The sequence below is a fragment of the Kluyvera chengduensis genome (assembly GCF_044197065.1).
Taxonomy (GTDB): Bacteria; Pseudomonadota; Gammaproteobacteria; order Enterobacterales; family Enterobacteriaceae; genus Kluyvera; species Kluyvera ascorbata_C.
The window spans coordinates 1-4,394 of sequence record NZ_JBIQOI010000020.1 but is presented as its reverse complement, the minus strand read 5'-3'; the positions used below and the strand labels follow the sequence as shown (position 1 = coordinate 4,394).

Sequence of the window (4,394 nt, the reverse complement as noted above, 5' to 3'; positions counted from 1 at the left end):
TATTCAACGTGGGAAGTGTTGATGGTGATACCACGAGCTTTTTCTTCTGGTGCGTTATCGATCTGGTCGAAAGCACGAGCAGCACCGCCGTAGGTCTTAGCCAGTACGGTAGTGATTGCAGCAGTCAGGGTAGTTTTACCATGGTCAACGTGGCCGATAGTACCGACGTTGACGTGCGGTTTGGTACGTTCAAATTTTTCTTTAGACATCGATAGTCCCTCTAATACACGGATAAATCGGTGATATCACCACATCAACCAGACTAAAAGCCTGAAATGTTGAATGCATTAATTTAAACAGAGAGAAACGGGAGGGAGAAGAGAAGTGGTGCTGATACCCAGAGTCGAACTGGGGACCTCACCCTTACCAAGGGTGCGCTCTACCAACTGAGCCATATCAGCACGTCTGGAGCGGGCAGCGGGAATCGAACCCGCATCATCAGCTTGGAAGGCTGAGGTAATAGCCATTATACGATGCCCGCATCCTAAAACTCGGCTACCCAGTTCTTTCTGTGCCAAAAAAAAGAGATTGCTCTCTTTTCTTTGTTTGAGTTCGTCATTTTACCGACCAACTCTGGCTTCGCAATGCTTAGCCGGAAAGTGGTGGTGGGGGAAGGATTCGAACCTTCGAAGTCTGTGACGGCAGATTTACAGTCTGCTCCCTTTGGCCGCTCGGGAACCCCACCAGGTACTTGATGGTGCCGACTACCGGAATCGAACTGGTGACCTACTGATTACAAGTCAGTTGCTCTACCTACTGAGCTAAGTCGGCATCAAGTAGCGCGCATTCTATGGAGACCTGCGGCGACATGCAACTAAAAATTTGCATAAAATGTTCTATCGCTCATGTTTTGTGCGTTCGCGCGTAAAAACTCAGCAAAATGGCATTTTCATGAACAAAAATAGCGCAATTCTCTCTATTCTCTGCGGCTTGCTGATGCCATTTCAGGTCAGCTCGTACCCGACTCGCTGTCATCATTAGCAGCTTCGCTTCTTTACTATTACCTATCACTTACGCTCAGCGGTTGAGTTGGCAACAAACTCTGGGGTTTTCTCACGAAAGCACCACTCATTTGGATTTTTTCTTCTTTTTATATTCCATCTGGTGTTAACCTCCTGCCCATTGTCCTGATTAACTTAATGTGAAGCGTCGCGTGTTATCAGCGTGGCAGCCAGAACATGCTTATGAGAAAACAAGAGCAAACGTTAATGACACCTTATCTACAGTTCGATCGTAGCCAGTGGGCGGCGCTTCGCGATTCCGTGCCAATGACCCTGACTGAAGGCGAAATTACACGCTTAAAAGGTATCAACGAAGATCTGTCGCTAGAGGAAGTGGCGGAGATCTATTTGCCGTTGTCACGTTTACTGAACTTCTATATCAGTTCTAACCTCCGTCGCCAGGCGGTGCTGGAACAGTTCCTTGGCACCAATGGCCAGCGTATTCCTTATATCATCAGCATCGCTGGCAGCGTGGCGGTAGGTAAAAGTACAACCGCTCGTGTTCTCCAGGCGCTTCTCAGCCGCTGGCCAGAACACCGCCGCGTTGAGCTCATCACCACCGATGGCTTCCTGCACCCTAATGAGGTGTTGAAAGAACGCGGGTTAATGAAGAAGAAAGGCTTCCCAGAGTCTTATGATATGCATCGACTGGTGAAGTTTGTTTCAGACCTGAAGTCAGGTGTGCCGGACGTGACGGCACCGGTATATTCCCATCTTATTTATGATGTTATTCCTGATGGCGATAAAACGGTGACCCACCCCGATATACTCATTCTGGAAGGTCTCAATGTATTGCAGAGCGGAATGGATTATCCCCACGATCCGCACCATGTATTTGTTTCCGATTTTGTTGATTTCTCTATTTATGTCGATGCCCCGGAGAAGTTATTACAATCCTGGTATATCAATCGTTTCCTGAAATTCCGTGAAGGTGCTTTCACCGATCCGGATTCTTATTTCCATAACTATGCACAGCTTTCTAAAGAAGAGGCGATTAATGTTGCGACGTCATTGTGGAATGAGATTAACCTAAGGAATTTAAACGAAAATATCCTACCAACGCGCGAGCGTGCAAGCCTGATTTTGACCAAAAGCGCCAACCACTCTGTTGAGCAAGTTCGTCTGCGGAAATAATCGGGATAAAAGAAAAGGGAGCCGCGGCTCCCTTTTTTATTCTGCGCTACGTAGCGAAATTTCACCGCCCACCCAGGGTTTAATTACCCCTTCCTGCTCCAATAATAAAGCACCTTGAGTATCGATCCCACGGGAAATACCAAATATTTCTTTATCGCCAATAATTAATTTCACAGGGCGGTTAATGAAGTTATCTAATTTATCCCAACGAGACAGATATGGCGCTAATCCCTCCTGTTCAAAGAGGTGCAGCGCATCATGTAGTTCATTGATCAACCTCGCCGCCAGGACATTACGATCGATAATGATCCCCGCCTCCTGCAGGTTAATCCAACCCTGATTGATGACATCGTTTTCGACACGGCGCATCACCAGGTTAATCCCGGCACCAATGACAATCTGCGCAGCATCACCGGTTTTTCCGGTCAACTCCACCAGAATACCGGCAAGTTTGCGGTCGTTAAGATAGAGGTCATTTGGCCACTTCACGCGAACCTTATCGGCACCCAGACTCTGTAATACTTCGGCCATGACAATACCGATAACCAGGCTTAGGCCAATCGCAGCGGCGGGCCCCTGCTCCAGGCGCCAGTACATGGACAGATAGAGGTTCGCACCGAACGGTGAGAACCACTTACGACCACGGCGGCCACGACCTGCCTGCTGATATTCAGCCACACAGGCATCACCGGATTTCAATTCACCAATGCGATCGAGCAAATATTGGTTGGTAGAGTCAATAACCGGCAGTACGGCCACATCGCCGTAATCCACAGCACGTTGAATCCGATCCGCTTCTAATAACTGGATTGGCTCCGGCAGACAGTAGCCTTTACCGGGAACGGTAAAGACATCAACACCCCAGTCGCGTAACGTCTGGATATGTTTGTTGATCGCCGCGCGGCTCATGCCAAGCGTCTCCCCCAACTGCTCCCCGGAGTGAAAATCACCATCGGCCAGCAAGGAAATGAGCGTTAATGGCACCGTATTATCTTTCATTTGATTACCTCAACCGCATTTACTTCACCTGCTTGTCCAATAAAGCGGACTTCAGGTTCAAGCCAGACGTTAAATTTGTCACCCACCTGCTGGCGGACATAGTGTGCTAACCTGACCACATCGCTGCTCTTCGCGCTGTCGATGTTGACCAGTACCAGCGCTTGCTGTTGATGTACAGCCGCACCACCCTCAACATGACCTTTTAACTGGCACTGATCGATAAGCCAGCCAGCTGCTAGCTTAACGCTGCCATCAGCCTGAGGATAATGAGGTGCTTTCGGGAAGTTGGTCAGCAGCGCTTGCGCATACTCAGCGCTAACAACTGGGTTCTTAAAGAAGCTGCCCGCGTTACCGTTGACCTTTGGGTCGGGTAGTTTAGTCATACGCATATGGCAAACGGAGTCGAATACTTCACGCGGGGTCACCGTTTCAGGGTCAAGGCGTGTGAGATCGCCATACGTTAACACGGGTTTCCACACTTTCGTGAGCCGGAAACCAACGGCAACAATAGCAAAACGGTCCTGGTAGGCGTGTTTGAAGATACTGTCACGGTAGCCGAATTGACAGTCCTTCGTGCTGAGTCGTTTAGGTTCACCGGTAGCAAGTTCGATGCAATCAACATATTCGCAGACATGTTGCAGCTCAACACCGTAGGCACCGATATTTTGAATAGGGGATGATCCGGCGCAGCCAGGAATAAGCGCCAGGTTTTCAAGGCCAGGCATGTTGTTATCCAGCGCGTAGCGAACCAGATTATGCCAGTTCTCTCCCGCACCAACGTGCAGATGCCATGCATCAGCCGTTTCGCTAACCTCAATACCTTTCAAGCGGTTAAGGATCACCGTACCGGAATAATCTTCCAGAAACAGGACGTTACTTCCTTCACCCAGGATCATAACTGGCAGCCCTTCACGGGTAGATTGCTGCCAGGCGCTCAGTAATTGTTGTTCGTTTTCAGCGCATACGATGTGCTTTGCACAGTGGTCAATGCCGAAGGTATTCAAGGGTTTTAGGGAATGGGTCATAGCTGCTTTCCTGATGCTAAATCGCCGATAGTTTACCGTATCTGCTCGGGGAAGGCTTGCTGTTATGTAGAGGGAGAAAATATCAAAGTTGGTATAAACAATAGGCAGGATAAGGCGTTTTCACCGCACTTTTACTTTCGCACAGACGCAAAAAAGCCCATCCGTCAGGATGGGCTTCTTCACTAATTGATGCCTGGCAGTTCCCTACTCTCGCATGGGGAGACCCCACACTACC

4 protein-coding genes and 4 tRNA genes are annotated in these 4,394 nt (G+C 49.1%); 1 reads left to right on the top strand and 7 read right to left on the bottom strand.

Annotated elements, in window-relative coordinates:
* The 5 genes from ACH1XZ_RS23155 to ACH1XZ_RS23135 form a co-directional block, all read right to left on the bottom strand.
* Positions 1 to 209: GTP-binding protein (locus ACH1XZ_RS23155; RefSeq protein ID WP_000031660.1), on the bottom strand; the 209-nt coding region annotated here is incomplete at its 3' end.
* Positions 210 to 325: 116 nt separating this feature from the next.
* Positions 326 to 401, bottom strand: a tRNA-Thr gene (locus ACH1XZ_RS23150).
* 5 nt (positions 402 to 406) lie between these two features.
* Positions 407 to 481 (bottom strand) — tRNA-Gly (locus ACH1XZ_RS23145).
* 119 nt (positions 482 to 600) lie between these two features.
* Positions 601 to 685, bottom strand: a tRNA-Tyr gene (locus ACH1XZ_RS23140).
* A 10-nt stretch (positions 686 to 695) separates the two neighbouring features.
* Positions 696 to 771: transfer RNA gene (locus tag ACH1XZ_RS23135), tRNA-Thr, on the bottom strand.
* A gap of 413 nt (positions 772 to 1,184) precedes the next feature.
* Here ACH1XZ_RS23135 and coaA point away from each other — a divergent pair.
* Positions 1,185 to 2,135, top strand: a complete 951-nt coding sequence (gene coaA / locus ACH1XZ_RS23130) for a type I pantothenate kinase (RefSeq protein WP_123652866.1) — start codon at positions 1,185 to 1,187, stop codon at positions 2,133 to 2,135.
* 36 nt (positions 2,136 to 2,171) lie between these two features.
* On the opposite strand, the gene birA is transcribed toward coaA, so the two are convergent.
* A complete protein-coding gene (birA, locus tag ACH1XZ_RS23125; RefSeq protein ID WP_395597308.1) occupies positions 2,172 to 3,134 on the bottom strand; it encodes a bifunctional biotin--[acetyl-CoA-carboxylase] ligase/biotin operon repressor BirA in 963 nt (320 codons plus the stop codon).
* Positions 3,131 to 4,159: a UDP-N-acetylmuramate dehydrogenase gene (murB, locus tag ACH1XZ_RS23120; protein ID WP_395597307.1), complete on the bottom strand. Its 1,029-nt coding sequence runs from the start codon at positions 4,157 to 4,159 to the stop codon at positions 3,131 to 3,133. Before murB ends, birA begins: the two co-directional genes overlap by 4 nt.
* Positions 4,160 to 4,394 lie beyond the last annotated feature (235 nt).